The sequence below is a fragment of the Phyllobacterium sp. 628 genome, from assembly GCF_014189505.1.
Lineage (GTDB): Bacteria > Pseudomonadota > Alphaproteobacteria > Rhizobiales > Rhizobiaceae > Phyllobacterium.
On record NZ_CP050301.1, the window covers coordinates 382,045 to 396,428 of the forward strand.

A 14,384-nucleotide genomic window follows, 5' to 3' on the forward strand; every position below is an offset into this window, starting at 1 on the left:
CTCACACGTTCTGAAAGGCGGGATGCCATTGCAGGGAAAGCCGTTCGAGATATCGCGCCAGCGAATCGGCAAGCTTCCCAAGCAGCGCATAGATCAGGATCGACAGGACCACGACGTCGATCAGCAAGAATTCCCGCGCCTGCATCGCCATGTAACCAAGGCCTGAGGACGCCGAGATGGTTTCCGCAACGATCAGCGTCAGCCACATGATACCGAGGGCGTAACGCAATCCGACAAAGATTGAAGGCAAAGCACCGGGCAAGATTACCCGTATGAACAGCTGCGAACGCGACATGCCGTAAATGCGGCCCATTTCGACGAGCTGCGGATCAACGCCCTGAATGCCGAGAAGCGTGTTGATATAGATCGGAAAGAACACACCGAGCGCGACCAGAAACAGTTTGGCCTCCTCGTCGATACCAAACCACAGGATCACCAGTGGTATCAGCGCCAGATGCGGAATGTTGCGGATCATCTGAATTGTTGTATCGGTCAATCCACGGCTGAGCGCCGAAAGGCCATTGGCCAGACCAAGGCCAAAACCGATGGCGCCGCCTACGACAAACCCGCTCAGGGCCCGCAGGGTCGAAATGCGGATATTTTCCAGCAACTCGCCTGAAAGCAGGAGCTTCCAGAATGCAGCCCCAACGGCTGACGGCGCAGGCAGAACATTGGCCGAGATGACACCGGCTCGTGACGCTATTTCCCAGCCGGCCAGCAGCAGGGCTGGCAAAAGCCAGCCTATGGCGCTGCGCCCGATCGATTGCAGGGCACGGCTCATGAGGAGGCCTGCAACCGTTTTGCGCCGTGGAAGCCCACGGCGAACTCATTGGCGATCTCCTGCCGGAGCGTATTTTTCCGGCCACCCAACCCAAGTTTCGGGAACAGGAGTTCTGCAACCCGGTACGCCTCTTCCAGATGCGGATAACCGGAACCAATGATCGTATCGATACCAACGGCCTGATACTCGCGGATACGGGCCGCAATGCTCTCGGGGCTGCCCACCAGCGCTGTACCCGCACCGCCCCGAACGAGGCCGACACCGGCCCACAGATTGGGACCAACAAGCAGCTTGTCACGGCGTCCGCCATGCAATTCCGCCATGCGGCGCTGGCCGACAGAGTCCATTTCCTTGAGGAAACGCTGCTGGGCAATTTCGATCTGCTCGTCAGTTACGCGGCTGATCAGCCTGTCGGCAGCAGCCCAAGCCTCGTCTTCCGTTTCGCGCACGATAAAGTGCAGGCGAATACCAAAGCGCAGCTTGCGTCCCCTGAGGGCCGCCTTTTTGCGCGCGCGCTCGATTTTCTCCGCTACCTGCGCCACCGGTTCACCCCATGTCAGGTACATATCCACCTGCTCTGCAGCCAGATCCTGTCCCGCATCGGACGAGCCGCCAAAATAGAGTGGAGGCGGTGTCTGAACCGGCAACAGATCCAGTCTGCCGCCTTTAACCCGGTAATGCTTGCCTTCGAAATCAACCGTCTGGCCGGTCACCAGACCCTGCCAGATTTTCAGAAATTCCGCTGCCTGCTCATAGCGCTGGTCATGCGGCAGGAACACACCGTCCCCGGCAAGCTCGGTGGGATTGCCACCGACTACGACATTGAGCAGGAGACGGCCATTGCTCAAGCGGTCCAGTGCTGCCGTCTGTCGCGCGGCAAAGACCGGCGACACGATACCCGGACGCAATGCCACCAGAAACTTAAGCCGTTCCGTATGGGCAGCAAGACCCGTCGCTGTGATCCACGAATCTTCGCAGCTTTGGCCTGTCGGCAGCAGCACGCCGGGAAAACCCAGCCGGTCCACGGCTTGAGCTATTTCCTTGAAATAGGCAAACTCTGGCGGCCGCTGCTGGGTTTCAGAACCAAGATAGGTTCCGTCACCGTGGGTTGGAATGAACCAGAAGAAATCGAGTGGGGCTTGCGAACTGTTTGCTGGCTGCGTCATGGGAATATTCCAGTTTCTTCGGGGAGTCTGTTAGTTTCCGGGTGCGGTCCAGACGGCATCGGAGATCTTGATGGCATTGGGGATCAGCTTCAGCTTGAAGAAGCGGTCTGCCGTCTCCTGCTGATGCGCGATAATTTCCGGCGTTATGGGGAATATGCCAAAGACTGTCCGGTTCGCCGCGATTGTCTGTGCGTCCAATGGAACACCTGTTACTTCATGCAGCGCCGCTGCGACCTTGTCCTTGTTGGCTTCGGCCCAAGCGGCGGCCTCTTTCAAAGCACCAATCGTCGTCGTCACCACATCCGGATGGGCAGTCGCAAAATCGCGATTGGCGAGGAAATAGGTATTGACGTTGAGCACATCGCTGGAGCGCGCCAGAATGCGCGGCTGGTAGCGTGTTTCGGCAATCGCAAAGAATGGATCCCAGACCGCCCAGGCATCAATCTTGTCGCTGGCAAAAGCAGCAGCCGCATCGGCCGGGCTGAGATAAACCGGCGTAATTTCGTCATAGCCGATCTTGGCCTTCTCGAGGGCAGCCACGAGCAGATTATGCGCGCTGGTTCCCTTGCCGACACCCACCTTCTTGCCTTTCAGATCGGCCAGTGACTGGATTGAAGAATTGGGTTTGACGAAGATCGCCTCGCCTTTGCCGTTCGATGGCAGTGCAGCGACATAGACAATGGCCGAACCGGCGGACTGGCCGAAAATTGGCGGCGCATCACCCACCCATCCGACGTTGATACTGCCGACATTCAGCGCTTCGACCAAAGGCGGACCAGCGGAGAATTCGACCCATTTGACCTTGATGCCTTTCGGTTCAAGTGCCTTTTCAATGACTTTCTGCTGCTGGGCAATGACCGGCAGGCTCGTCTTCTGGAAGCCGATCTTATATTCCTGCAACGGTTTGGCGGCAAAAGAGGCGGTTGCTGCCATCGCCGCAACTGCGAATACAGCGGCACCAAATAATCTGCGTGTCAGTGTGGGCATGGGTCTCTCGCAATTCTGCCGTTTGGGAACGCGTCATCACAAGCGATCGACGGTTCAGGAACTGCCTCAATGCTATTCAACCCGACTATTTCTATAGAGAAAATATATTTCATATAATGTTGGTTATGCGGATTGGTTTTCTGATCAACGCACACACTCAAGCAAACGCGCGCGATTTTACGCTGAGCCTCTCATCTGCGAGCAATTTATTCCTTTCCGGACCAAGGCACGAGCACCCGCTCCAGCCGTCGGATACCAATCTCCAGAATGAACGCCACGATAGCGATGACAAAAATGCCCATGATGACCACGTCGGTCACCAGAAACTGCGCGGCAGACTGAATCATGAAACCCAATCCGCGCGTGGCAGCGACCAATTCTGCCGCCACAAGCGTCGACCACCCTGCCCCGAGCGCAATACGCAAACCGGTCAGGATGGAAGGCAAAGCGCTCGGCAGGATCACATGCAAGATGACCTGAAACCGCGTGGCTCCCAGCGCCCGTGCCGCATTGATTCGATCCTGTGACGCACCTTTGACGCCCGATGCAGTCGAGATGGCAATGGGCGCGAGCATGGCAATGGCAATCACCAGAATCTTCGAGGGCTCACCAATACCAAACCAAATGATAATCAAGGGAAGGTAGGCAAGTGGCGGAATGGGCCGCAAGAACTCAATGACTGGATCGAAAATGCCTCGCCCCACCGCGCTGATGCCAATGGCAATGCCTGCCGGGATCGCCACGACAAGTGCGAACAGCAGCGCGGCAAATACCCTGAACAGACTGGCGGTCAGATGCTGCCACAACGTCGCATCGACAAAACCCGTCGTTGCAACAGAGTAAAATTTCCACAGCACCGTCTGCGGAGATGGCAGGAAGACCGGCGATACCAACTTGAAATGCGCCGATACCAGCCATGCAAGCAAGAGTGCCAGGATCGTCAAGGCGCTGACAATGCGGGCTGTTGTTACCGGCGATGCCCTTCGTACTTTCGCACCTGTCTGTCGCGGCGAACCGGCTGCAGCAATGTCAGGAATATCCCGGTTGGAGTCAGCGGAGAGCGTCATGCCGCCTCCCCTTCAAATATCGAGTCTTCAAGTTCTGCCCGTGCCTGATTGAATGCAGGGTCAGCTTTGATTGAGCGCACGGTTTCGCCGGAGGCATAGCGGCGGCCGAACCCCGCATCAATCTGCCTGACAACCCGACCCGGTCCCGGTGCCAGAACCACGATGCGCGTTGCCAGCAGCAGCGCTTCGTCAATCCCGTGGGTTACCATGAGAACGCCGATATTGTTGGCCGCCCAGATATCCAGCAGCAGCGTCTGCATGCGTTCGCGCGTCAACGCATCAAGTGCCCCCAGAGGCTCATCCATCAGCAGAAAATCCGGTTCGGCAGCCAGGGCGCGGGCTAAACCAACCCTTTGGCGCATACCTCCGGACAGTTCCCAAATTGCCTTGCTGCCAAAGCCTTCCAGTTTTACCAGCGCCAGCAACCTATCTGCCGCCGCGTCGCGCTCCTTCGCGGCAACACCGCGCAGTTTCAAGGCGAACCCGATATTCTCGCGGGCATTGAGCCAGGGAAACAGCGCATCATTCTGAAACACCACGGCGCGGTCAGCACCGGGTGCTTTTATCTGTTTGCCATCCACAGTCACACTGCCACTGTTCGGAGCAATCAGTCCCGCTGCGGCATTGAGCAAGGTGGTTTTTCCGCAGCCGGACCGGCCGACCAAAACGACGAAATCGCCGGAATTGACGGAAAGCGATGCCTGCGTGACGGCAGGCTGCGCCTGGTTGCCATAATGAACAGAGATATGATCAAGAACGAGATGGGCCATGACTTTACCGCTCCATTACTGTGCGTGGTTCGACAAGCTCACCATGAGGGAAGGCGAGGCTCTCCAAAGCAATCGCAGGCATTGCAGAACCTTGCTCCCTGCAATCCTCGATCTCCCTCATGGTGAACTTGTCGAACCACGCACCCTGTTCCCGCTGCATATTTTGTTCTCACCAGAAACATTCACGGCCTTTCCCGGCTTCTGGAAGGGAAAGACCAGAAAGCCGGAAAAGACGCGTGAACGCCCCCGCGCTGTACTTTCACTGTCAATTCGACGCGAGCGCCGCCTGCACATATTTCGCCGTTACATATTTGGAATAGTCCGGCAGAACCGCATCGATCTTTCCCTGCTCTTTCAGGAATTCAGACGTCGCTGCGACTGCCTTGACCGTATCGCCGCCGAGAAACTTGCTCGAGGCTTGCTCTGTGAGGGTCGGGAACACATAGCCCTTCAACAGCAGCGGCACATCATCCACCTTTGCACCGGTCAAACGGCTGATCTTCTCCGCCTGCGGCGAGGTTACCGACCAGGCATCCGGCTTGGCCAGATAGTCAGCGTAGGCCGCGCCCGTCACCTTGACGAAATCACGCACCGCATCCGGATGCTTTTCGGCAAAGCCGGTGCGAACAATCCATGCGTCGAATGTCGGCGCACCCCATTGCGCCACTTTGGACGAATCGACGATGATCTTGCCGCTGGTGCGAATCTGGCCAAGCGCCGGATCCCAGACATAGGCGGCGTCAATATCGCCGCGCTCCCAGGCGGCAGCGATTTCCGGTGGCCGCAGGTTGAGAATATTGACGGTCTTCGGATCGACACCATCATGCTTCAATGCAGCCAGCAGGCTGTAATGCGTGGTCGATACAAACGGCACTGCCACTTTCTTTCCGGCGAGATCAGCAACCTTGGTCACACTCGACCCGTTGCGCGCAACAAGCGCTTCCGATTCGCCGATCAGACCAACAACGAGAATGGTTTCGATGGGCAGTTCGCGGCTGGCCGCTGCAGCAAGCGGGCTCGATCCGACATAACCAATATCGACAGACCCGGAAGCCACCGCTGCAATCACATCGGCGCCGGAATCAAATTTGCGCCAGTCGATCTTGGCGGAGGCCGCCTTCTCATAGGCGCCATCCGCTTGCGGCACCTTTGATGGCTCGACAACGGTCTGATAGCCGATGGTGATTTTCAGGTCCTCGGCTTTGGCAGAGGCAAGCGTGGCAAGACTGATAAGAGCAGTGCTAGCAATAAGCAGATGGCGGCGGGTTAACATGGGTGATCCTGACCTGATTGAAACTTTTCTGTTCCAACTCTGGTCATCTCCACTGATATTGTAGAGCTACGATCTGCCAAGTTTGCTTGAAGATGAGAAAATTATTTCCTCAGTAGAGGCGATTGCAAAGAATTGAGGCAATGATTTCTAAGCGTCATCATCCTCAACGCTGCCCGATATGCGCATTCCTTTGATGGTTGTCGCGCCATTATCACGAATGACGGTCAAAGCCCGTGTTCCGGTCCGCGCAGTAATTTCATCGGCAAGAATACGCGAATGGGTCACAACCCAAACCTGCGTGCGCTCTGCAGCATTGGCGATCATTTCCGCAAGCGCCGGAAGCATCGAAGGGTGCAGACTTGTCTCGGGTTCGTTCAACGCAATCAGGCGCGGCAGCCGGTAGGATAACAAAGCACCGGCCAGAGCGAGAAGCCGTATTTGACCATCCGAGAGTTCCTCCGGCCTGAACACACGCTGCGGGAATTCCGGCAACCGCAGGCCGAATGTTGCGGTTTCCTCAGGCACCGGAACATCAAGAACAGCGCCGCCGAGAGCTGCAGCAATGCAGTGATCCAGATCTTCGGTATCTTCGCGAATATGCACCAATGTCGCGAAAACCGCCGCAAGGTTCCGGCCATCCTCATCCAGCATCGGCGCTGTAATAGCCAATGCGGGCTGGCGGATCGGCGAATCCCGGTCCGTGCGGAAACCGTGATAAAATCGCCAGCCAAGAATGGTTGCGCGCAGATCGCCGATCTCAGGGTAACGGCCCGCATTGCCCAAGGCTGAAAACGCCGTCTCGGAATCCAGCAGCCGGACCGGGTGCTCTATCCGGCGGCCACTGTCATCACGCGCAAACACTGCCGGACCCTTGCGTCCCATCATCTCCAGCGGACGGCGGCCGGAATCGATGGTGAGCGTTTCCTCTTTGATCTGTGGTTCAAAGGCAAACCCTGCCGCAGCGGGTGGCCGCAGACCAACCTCGATGCTGTAGCTGGGTGAAAGTCCGGACTGCCGGATATCTTCGTCGTCGCCGCCAAACGAGGCACTGAAGATCATGCGCACCGGACCAGACTTGCGTTTGCCGGTCCAAAGCGCCGATTGCATACCGCCCTCACGCGCGATCTCATAGGACAGCGAACCATCCGCTGCCGCCTTGATCATCTGCATGGCGCGATAAAGATTGGATTTGCCGACACCATTCTCGCCGATAAACAAAGCAAGTTGACGGATATCGAGCCGGATCGACTGCAGCGACCGGTAACCGGTCGCTGAAAGGGAGGTCAGGCGCATCATGACACCTGCTCGCTATGCGTTAAATCTTGGAAAGATCCTGGGCAACACTGAGATTCAGTGCTTCGGCAATTTCACGCGCGGCACGATTGTTTGCATCCCGCTGGGCGCGCAGAACGGCATAACGCTGTCTCGGCGCATCGTAGTCAGCCGTGATCAGACGTGTGCCCTTACCAACCACCTTGCCATCGGAAATACGCGTCAGCGTATAATTGCCGGTCATCCGGATCGAACCAGCAGTTGGCTGACCTGACTTGTCGTTGGTCGCATTCTGCACCAGCGCAAGTGAGAGGTCCTGCACGCCAATGGACAACGTCATTGTGTAGGCAGCACTTGCGGGCTGGCCTGCACCGCGATTGAACAGGAAAATCAGATTGTTGCGCACAACCTGCGCTTCACGGCCGCCAACCTCGGTAATGGCAACAGTTGCAAGCTTGGACTGTACGCTGCCGCTTACCCCCGCTCCCGCACCGGCCACGGGACCGGCATTGGAATAAAGCGGACGCACCTGGCAGCCGCCCGCGATCAGAGCCATGCCAAGAACGCACCCAAGAATACCCATTGGCAGCAAACGCTTGGAGCCGGAAAGCGGCTGGAAACGATCAGGCAACAACATTGATGATCCTCTGCGGTACGATAATGACTTTCTTCGGCGAATTACCGTTCAACGCCGCTTTGACGAAATCAAGTTCGAGAACGGCTTTTTCGACCGTCAATTGATCCGCATCGCGGGCAATTGTCAAATCACCACGCTTCTTGCCATTGATCTGAACCGGCATCGTCACGGAGTTCTCGACAATCAGCGCCTCATTGTAGGTTGGCCAGGCTGTATGAGCAACGAGATTGCCGCTGTTCAACACCTTCGCGCATTCTTCGGCCAGATGCGGCATCATCGGTGCGAACATCGAGATCAGCATATCGGTCGCCTCACGGCTTGCGGAAATAGTTGCCGCATCCGCTTCGCCAGCCGCTATTTTCTGCAATGGCGCGGCCAACACATTGACCAGCTCATAGAGACGGGCGATGGCCTTGTTGAACGCCAGTTTCTCGATATCTTCGCCAACAGCCTTGACGGTTTTGTGCGCAGCCTTGGAAATCAACGCCGCATCGCCATCAAAAGCTGCTGCAGCCGTTGCTGTACTCAAGACAGGTCCGGCTTCGGAGATCAGGCGCCAGACGCGCTGGACAAAACGATGCGCGCCTTCGGCACCGGCTTCGGTCCAAATCACATCGCGTTCAGGCGGCGAGTCGGACAGCATGAACCAGCGGGCCGTATCAGCACCGTAGGAAGCAATGATGTCATCCGGATCGACGACGTTCTTCTTCGACTTCGACATTTTCTCGATCGAGCCGATCTCGATCTCTTCGCCTGTTGCGATCAGGAATGCCCGGCGCTTGCCACTGCTCTCGTCAAGCCGCACTTCAGCCGGGGTAACCCAGCTGCCGTTTGCACCTGTGCCCAGCCGGTATGTCTCGTGCACAACCATGCCCTGCGTGAACAGACCCTTGAACGGCTCGCTGATATCGAGATGACCGGCAACCTTCATCGCCCGCGTGAAGAAGCGCGAGTACAGCAGATGCAGGATCGCATGCTCGATACCGCCGATATACTGATCCACCGGCAGCCAATGATTGGCAGCCTTCGGGTCGGTCGGCTCGTTTTCCCACGGTGCCGTGAAGCGGGCGAAATACCAGGACGAGTCGACGAATGTGTCCATAGTATCGGTTTCACGCCGCGCAGCCTTGCCGCATTGCGGGCAATTGACATGCCGCCATGTCGGATGACGGTCAAGCGGATTGCCCGGACGGTCAAATTCGACATCATCCGGCAGCTTTACTGGCAGATCCGCTTTGGGAACCGGCACGACACCGCAATCATCGCAATGGATCATCGGGATCGGGCAACCCCAATAGCGCTGCCGCGAAATACCCCAGTCGCGCAGCCGGAAATTCACCTTGCGCTCGCCCTGCGGACGGCCGCCAATGGTTTGCTTTTCCAAACGGCTGGCAACTTCGTCAAATGCAACAGCTGGTGTCAGCCCATCGAGGAAGCGCGAATTGATCACCACGCCGTCATCGACATAGGCTGTTTCTGTGATCTGGAATGTCGCGGCATTGCCATCGGCAGGCATGACAACCGCCACCACGGGCAGGCCATACTTGTTGGCAAAATCCAGATCGCGCTGATCGCCGGACGGACAACCGAAGATCGCGCCTGTGCCGTAATCCATCAGAACGAAATTGGCGACATAAACAGGCAGCGTCCAGCTGTCGTCAAACGGGTGCTTGACGCGTAGGCCCGTATCGAAACCTTTTTTCTCTGCCGTTTCCAATGCAGCCAAAGACGTACCCGCACGGCGGCATTCGTCGTTGAACTCGGCCAGCTCAGGATTGTTTTCCGCGGCCTTCTTTGCCAGCGGATGATCCGCAGCAATGGCAATGAACGATGCGCCGAACAGCGTGTCCGGACGGGTCGTATAGACCTCAACCTCGGTCTCACCGCCAATCTGCGATTGTGCATCCAGCGCCCAGCGCACCAGCATGCCCTCGGACTTGCCAATCCAGTTGCGCTGCATCAGCCGCACTTTGTCAGGCCATTGATCCAGCCCGTCCAGTGCACCCAGCAACTCCTCGTTGAAATCGGTGATCTTGAAGAACCACTGCGTCAGCTCGCGCTGTTCGACCAGCGCGCCGGAACGCCAGCCGCGCCCGTCAATGACCTGCTCGTTGGCAAGTACCGTCATATCCTCCGGATCCCAGTTGACCTTGGAAGACTTGCGAGTCACCAGACCCTTCTCGACAAAATCGAGGAACAGCATCTGCTGGCGGTGATAATATTCCACATCGCAGGTGGCGAATTCACGCGACCAGTCAAGCGACAGACCCATGGACTTCAGCTGGCTGCGCATGGTGGCGATGTTCTGATAGGTCCATTCCTTAGGATGAACCTTGTTCTGCATCGCCGCGTTTTCCGCAGGCATGCCGAAGGCATCCCAGCCCATCGGGTGCAGAACGTTAAAACCCTTGGCGCGCTTGTAGCGGGCAACCACATCGCCCATGGCATAGTTGCGCACGTGGCCCATATGGATACGTCCCGACGGATACGGGAACATCTCAAGCACATAATAGGGATCGCGCGGATCATCATTGTCAGTTTCGAAGAGCTTGGCTTCGTCCCAAACCTTCTGCCAATGCTTCTCGGCTACGCGGGGATTGTATCGTTCGGTTGCCATGAACGGGATTCTCTTGCAAAGGATAGTGATTGGCGGACCTTCACCATGGATTGAACAGAGCGTCAACCATAGACAAGGAGGGAACCGCTCGAAACTGCATCAAAAAGGACCTGTCTGGCCATGTCGACCTCTGTTGATCACCTTCTTGAAGTACGCCAAGCCATTGCGAGGGCCGAAGCAGAAGCCAATCGTCATGAAGGCTCTGTCACACTGGTTGCCGTGTCCAAAACCTTTGATGCAGATGAGATTCGGCCGGTTCTGGAGGCTGGTCAGCGCGTGTTTGGAGAAAATCGCGTGCAGGAAGCGCAGTCGAAATGGCCCTTGCTGCGTGCCGATTATCCGGGAATTGAGCTCCACCTCATCGGACCGCTGCAATCAAACAAGAATGAAGACGCGGTTGCACTCTTCGACGTCATCGAAACCGTCGACCGCGAAAAAATCGCCGCCGCACTCGCTGGCGAAATGAAAAGGCAGAACCGGTTTCCCAAGCTCTACATTCAGGTCAACACCGGCTCAGAACCGCAAAAGGCGGGCATTGAACCGAAGGAAGCCGTGGCTTTCGTCAAACGTTGCCGCGACGTACACGGACTGACCATAGAGGGTTTGATGTGCATTCCGCCCGCAGGCGAAAATCCCGGACCGCATTTTGCCTTGCTGGAAAAGATCGCCCGTAAGGCCGAGGTGGAAAAACTGTCCATGGGCATGTCCGGCGACTACGAGATCGCCGTCGGCTTCGGTGCTACATCGGTGCGGGTCGGCTCGGCCATCTTTGGCAGCCGCAGCTGAAAAACCGCAGGCGCATTACCAGCCGCGGCGCGGTCCGGTATCAATGTGGTAGTAGCCCGCGGGATAGCGCTTGAAGCCGCCGACTTCCTTGCTGCCCGACAGGTGTTGCAACAGACCGGACGCACTGCCATGCACGCGGAAATCAACCGCCTGACAGCTCAGATGATAGGATTTGTCGCGGCCACCTGCCTTGCGATTGCCTGTGCGGGACCGGACCGTAGAATTCACCGTGATCGGGCCATAGGTCGATGAAACGCGGTTCAAGACGTTCTTCAGGCGCTCCGGCACGCAATTGGCCGGTGCCTTGTACTGGATATAAGCCTTGCCGCGCGGCATGGCCGCTAGCACCAGCGGATTGATCTTGTCAAAGATGGAGTCGCTGAGCAGGTGCGCATGCTCTTCATCAAACACATGTGCGCCGAGCCGCTTCCATGGATTGGCTGGTTCGGGCAGTGTTCCTGCAGTGGCAGGGATGGCAATGGTTAGTCCAAGAAGAGCCAGCGCCAGAGGGGCGGATTTTGCGCGGAACACAACGCTGCGCAAGGGTCGTTTCGTCATTCATCAGTCCTTGATTGGGCGCACGCTTTTTAGGTTTTTACGGCGCGCCGAATTTGTCCTCCCAAGTCAAGGCAGTGACGGTCTAAGGCGAAATGTGTCCAAAATGGCTCATCTGCCATAACAAAATGTAACGGAATATTACACGGCGTCGCAGATCGTGTGCGACGGAACGCCATTGCCTCAAGGTGATTTGCTGTATTTACGCATCGATTTGCTTGGTGATAATGAACGCATGCGCCTCTCTCCCCGGGAGGTATCCGGGTGGAGGCCCGTCAGCCCATGTTTGGAGGAAATTGATGTCCGAGAAGGTCTATCCCGTGCTGCCAAGCGCGAAGAAAAACGCGCTTATCGACAACGAGACATATCTCAGCTGGTACAAGCAGAGCATCAAGGATCCGGAAAAATTCTGGGCCAAGCACGGCAAGCGCATTGACTGGTTCAAGCCCTATACCAAGGTCAAGAATACCTCCTTCGATGGCAAGGTCTCGATCAAATGGTTCGAGGACGGGCAGACCAATGTTTCTTACAACTGTATCGACCGCCACCTGAAGAAGCGCGGCGATCAGGTCGCCATCATCTGGGAAGGCGACAATCCCTATCTCGACAAGAAGGTGACCTACAACGAGCTATATGAGCAGGTTTGCCGTCTCGCCAATGTGCTGAAAAAGCAGGGTGTCAAGAAGGGCGACCGCGTCACCATCTATATGCCGATGATCGTCGAAGCGACCTATGCCATGCTGGCATGTTCGCGCATCGGCGCTGTTCATTCCGTCGTCTTTGGCGGCTTTTCGCCGGACGCTCTCGCGGGACGTATCATCGACTGCGAATCGACCTTCGTCATCACCGCCGATGAAGGCATGCGCGGCGGCAAGCCGATCCCGCTCAAGGACAACACCGACAAAGCCATCGATATCGCTGCCAAGCATCATGTGATGGTGAAGAACGTGCTGGTCGTGCGCCGCACGGGGGCAAGACCACTTGGGCGCCCAACCGTGATCTCTGGTATCACGAAGAAATTCTCAGCGTTAAGCCCGACTGCAAACCGGAAAAGATGAAAGCGGAAGATCCGCTGTTCATCCTGTACACTTCAGGCTCAACCGGCAAACCAAAGGGTGTGCTGCACACGACAGGCGGCTATCTCGTCTATGCCTCGATGACGCATCAATACGTCTTCGATTATCACGAGGGCGATATCTACTGGTGCACCGCAGATGTGGGCTGGGTTACAGGCCATTCCTACATCGTCTATGGTCCGCTGGCGAACGGCGCCACGACCCTGATGTTCGAAGGCGTTCCCAATTACCCGACGAATTCACGTTTCTGGGAAGTCATCGACAAGCACAAGGTCAATATCTTCTACACCGCCCCGACTGCCATCCGCGCCCTGATGAGTGCAGGCGATGAACCGGTGAAGAAGACATCGCGCAAGTCTCTGCGAGTCTTGGGTTCCGTTGGCGAGCCGATCAATCCGGAAGCCTGGGAATGGTATTATCAGGTTGTGGGCGACAAACGTTCGCCCATCGTCGATACGTGGTGGCAGACGGAGACCGGCGGCATTTTGATTACACCATTGCCAGGCGCAACGGCATTGAAGCCCGGTTCGGCAACCCGCCCGTTCTTCGGCATCCAGCCGCAGCTTGTCGACAATGAAGGTGATGTGCTGGAAGGTGCGGCCGACGGCAATCTCTGTATCACCGATTCATGGCCGGGTCAGATGCGCACGCTTTATGGCGATCACAAGCGCTTCATCGAAGCGTATTTCTCCACCTATAAGGGCAAGTATTTTACCGGGGACGGCTGCCGCCGTGACAAGGACGGTTATTACTGGATTACGGGCCGGGTCGATGACGTGCTCAACGTCTCAGGTCATCGCATGGGCACTGCGGAAGTGGAATCGGCACTTGTGTCGCATGATACGGTGTCGGAAGCCGCCGTTGTCGGCTATCCGCATGACCTCAAGGGACAGGGCATTTACTGCTATGTCACCCTGATGGCCGGCCTTGAAGGCAGCGATGAGTTGCGCAAGGACCTGATTGCCCATGTGCGCAAGGAGATCGGCCCGATTGCCTCGCCGGACAAGATTCAATTCGCGCCTGGTCTGCCCAAAACCCGCTCCGGCAAGATCATGCGCCGCATCCTGCGCAAGATCGCCGAGGATGATTTCAGCGCACTCGGCGATACATCCACTCTTGCCGATCCGGCAGTGGTCGATGATCTGATCGCCAATCGCCAGAATAAGAAGGGCTGATGATCCGCTGACAGAAACACTGTGCGTGGTTCGACAAGCTCACCATGAGGGCGAGTGCTGCTGTAAGGCTAACCGGAAAGATTGCAATTCGAACGATCTTGCAGAGCTTGGCTCCCTGAAGTCCTCACTCTCCCTCATGGTGAGGGCGAGTGCTGCTGTAAGGCTAACCGGAAAGATTGCAATTCGAACGATCTTCCAGAGCTTGGCTCCCTGAAGTCCTCA

11 protein-coding genes and 1 pseudogene are annotated in these 14,384 nt (G+C 56.9%); 2 read left to right on the top strand and 10 right to left on the bottom strand.

The window, feature by feature from the left end:
• Nucleotide 1: 1 nt before the first annotated feature.
• The 9 genes from HB779_RS03430 to leuS form a co-directional block, all read right to left on the bottom strand.
• Entirely contained in the window at nt 2-781 is a 780-nt protein-coding gene (locus HB779_RS03430; RefSeq protein WP_188344409.1) for an ABC transporter permease subunit, read from the bottom strand.
• Nucleotides 778-1,947 (bottom strand): FMNH2-dependent alkanesulfonate monooxygenase, encoded by a 1,170-nt coding sequence (gene ssuD, locus HB779_RS03435; protein WP_188344410.1) that lies wholly within the window; start codon nt 1,945-1,947, stop codon nt 778-780. The genes HB779_RS03430 and ssuD overlap by 4 nt, the downstream gene beginning before the upstream one ends.
• Nucleotides 1,948-1,977: 30 nt before the next feature.
• Nucleotides 1,978-2,934 carry an aliphatic sulfonate ABC transporter substrate-binding protein gene (locus tag HB779_RS03440; RefSeq protein ID WP_188344411.1) on the bottom strand — a complete coding sequence of 319 codons (957 nt, stop codon included), beginning with the start codon at nt 2,932-2,934 and terminating at the stop codon, nt 1,978-1,980.
• A 206-nt stretch (nt 2,935-3,140) separates the two neighbouring features.
• Complete coding sequence (gene tauC / locus HB779_RS03445; RefSeq protein ID WP_188344412.1) at nt 3,141-4,001, bottom strand: taurine ABC transporter permease TauC; 861 nt, start codon at nt 3,999-4,001, stop codon at nt 3,141-3,143.
• Complete coding sequence (locus HB779_RS03450; protein WP_188344413.1) at nt 3,998-4,771, bottom strand: taurine ABC transporter ATP-binding protein; 774 nt, start codon at nt 4,769-4,771, stop codon at nt 3,998-4,000. The genes tauC and HB779_RS03450 overlap by 4 nt, the downstream gene beginning before the upstream one ends.
• 265 nt (nt 4,772-5,036) lie before the next feature.
• On the bottom strand, nt 5,037-6,044 hold the full coding sequence (tauA, locus tag HB779_RS03455) for a taurine ABC transporter substrate-binding protein (RefSeq protein ID WP_188344414.1): 1,008 nt from the start codon (nt 6,042-6,044) through the stop codon (nt 5,037-5,039).
• 147 nt (nt 6,045-6,191) lie between these two features.
• The gene (locus HB779_RS03460) at nt 6,192-7,337 is read right to left on the bottom strand and encodes an AAA family ATPase (RefSeq protein WP_188345760.1); all 1,146 of its coding nucleotides are present in this window, start codon (nt 7,335-7,337) and stop codon (nt 6,192-6,194) included.
• Nucleotides 7,338-7,359: 22 nt separating this feature from the next.
• Complete coding sequence (locus tag HB779_RS03465) at nt 7,360-7,953, bottom strand: LPS assembly lipoprotein LptE (RefSeq protein WP_188344415.1); 594 nt, start codon at nt 7,951-7,953, stop codon at nt 7,360-7,362.
• Nucleotides 7,940-10,570, bottom strand: coding sequence for a leucine--tRNA ligase (gene leuS, locus HB779_RS03470; RefSeq protein WP_188344416.1), 2,631 nt, complete (start codon nt 10,568-10,570; stop codon nt 7,940-7,942). Before leuS ends, HB779_RS03465 begins: the two co-directional genes overlap by 14 nt.
• A 120-nt stretch (nt 10,571-10,690) precedes the next feature.
• Here leuS and HB779_RS03475 point away from each other — a divergent pair, with 120 nt between their 5' ends.
• Nucleotides 10,691-11,356, top strand: coding sequence for a YggS family pyridoxal phosphate-dependent enzyme (locus tag HB779_RS03475; RefSeq protein ID WP_188344417.1), 666 nt, complete (start codon nt 10,691-10,693; stop codon nt 11,354-11,356).
• 15 nt (nt 11,357-11,371) lie between these two features.
• Here the strand turns inward: HB779_RS03475 and HB779_RS03480 are convergent, their stop codons facing one another.
• Nucleotides 11,372-11,914 (bottom strand): D-Ala-D-Ala carboxypeptidase family metallohydrolase, encoded by a 543-nt coding sequence (locus HB779_RS03480; protein WP_188344418.1) that lies wholly within the window; start codon nt 11,912-11,914, stop codon nt 11,372-11,374.
• Nucleotides 11,915-12,210: 296 nt separating this feature from the next.
• On the opposite strand from HB779_RS03480, the pseudogene acs reads away from it, so the two are divergent.
• A pseudogene (gene acs, locus HB779_RS03485) lies at nt 12,211-14,162 on the top strand (acetate--CoA ligase).
• Nucleotides 14,163-14,384: the final 222 nt, after the last annotated feature.

Coding starts and splice junctions, on each gene's coding strand:
- HB779_RS03440 (WP_188344411.1), bottom strand. CDS start 2,934: ATGCCCACACTGACACGCAGATTATTTGGTGCCGCTGTATTCGCAGTT.
- HB779_RS03460 (WP_188345760.1), bottom strand. CDS start 7,337: ATGCGCCTGACCTCCCTTTCAGCGACCGGTTACCGGTCGCTGCAGTCG.
- ssuD (WP_188344410.1), bottom strand. CDS start 1,947: ATGACGCAGCCAGCAAACAGTTCGCAAGCCCCACTCGATTTCTTCTGG.
- HB779_RS03480 (WP_188344418.1), bottom strand. CDS start 11,914: ATGACGAAACGACCCTTGCGCAGCGTTGTGTTCCGCGCAAAATCCGCC.
- leuS (WP_188344416.1), bottom strand. CDS start 10,570: ATGGCAACCGAACGATACAATCCCCGCGTAGCCGAGAAGCATTGGCAG.
- HB779_RS03430 (WP_188344409.1), bottom strand. CDS start 781: ATGAGCCGTGCCCTGCAATCGATCGGGCGCAGCGCCATAGGCTGGCTT.
- HB779_RS03475 (WP_188344417.1), top strand. CDS start 10,691: ATGTCGACCTCTGTTGATCACCTTCTTGAAGTACGCCAAGCCATTGCG.
- tauC (WP_188344412.1), bottom strand. CDS start 4,001: ATGACGCTCTCCGCTGACTCCAACCGGGATATTCCTGACATTGCTGCA.
- tauA (WP_188344414.1), bottom strand. CDS start 6,044: ATGTTAACCCGCCGCCATCTGCTTATTGCTAGCACTGCTCTTATCAGT.
- HB779_RS03450 (WP_188344413.1), bottom strand. CDS start 4,771: ATGGCCCATCTCGTTCTTGATCATATCTCTGTTCATTATGGCAACCAG.
- HB779_RS03465 (WP_188344415.1), bottom strand. CDS start 7,953: ATGTTGTTGCCTGATCGTTTCCAGCCGCTTTCCGGCTCCAAGCGTTTG.